An 852-nucleotide genomic window follows, 5' to 3' on the forward strand; every position below is an offset into this window, starting at 1 on the left:
AGCTTACTGAAGCGGATTGGCTAGCACTCACTGAAGCGGATTGACTCGAGCTCACTGACGCTGATTGACTCGAGCTCGCTGATGCAGATTCACTTGCACTTACTGAGGCTGATTGACTAGCACTTACCGAAGCGGACTGACTCGCGCTGGCTGAGGCTGATTGGCTTGCGCTCGTTGAAGCAGATTGGCTGGTGCTTACTGAAGCCGATTGACTCGAACTTGCTGAAGCTGACTGACTTGAGCTCACCGATGCGGATTGACTTGAGCTCATTGACGCTGATTGACTAGCACTCGCTGAGGCGGATTGAATTGAGCTCACTGAAGCGGATTGGCTTGAACTTACCGATGCGGACTGACTTGCACTTACTGAAGCGGATTGGCTGGTGCTTACGGACGCAGACTGGCTGGCGCTTACTGATGCTGACTCACTTGTACTCAATGATGCAGATTGGCTTGAGCTCGCTGAGGCGGATTGGCTTGAGCTTACAGACGCCGATTGGCTGGCACTCAATGAAGCAGATTGACTAGCACTCACTGAAGTTGACTGGCTTGAGCTCACCGATGCGGACTGACTCGAACTTGCTGACGCTGATTGGCTGGAGCTTACTGATGCCGATTCGCTTGAACTTACTGAAGCTGACTGGCTAGCGCTCAATGACGCTGACTGACTCACGCTCGCTGAAGCTGACTCACTTGCACTCGCTGAAGCTGACTGACTTGAGCTAACTGATGCAGATTCGCTGGAGCTTGCAGACGCTGATTGACTGGCACTCAATGAAGCCGATTGACTCGAGCTTGCAGATGCTGACTGGCTGGAGCTTACTGAGGCAGACTGGCTCGCGCTCGCTGAAG

At 53.3% G+C, this 852-nt stretch carries 1 protein-coding gene; it reads right to left on the reverse strand.

Annotated features, from left to right (window positions below):
* The coding region (locus tag GMD3S_RS10810; RefSeq protein ID WP_192812754.1) for a hypothetical protein at positions 1 to 852 on the reverse strand (852 nt) is incomplete at both ends.

Source organism: Streptococcus sp. GMD3S, from assembly GCF_000298695.2.
In the GTDB taxonomy this organism is placed as follows: Bacteria; Bacillota; Bacilli; order Lactobacillales; family Streptococcaceae; genus Streptococcus.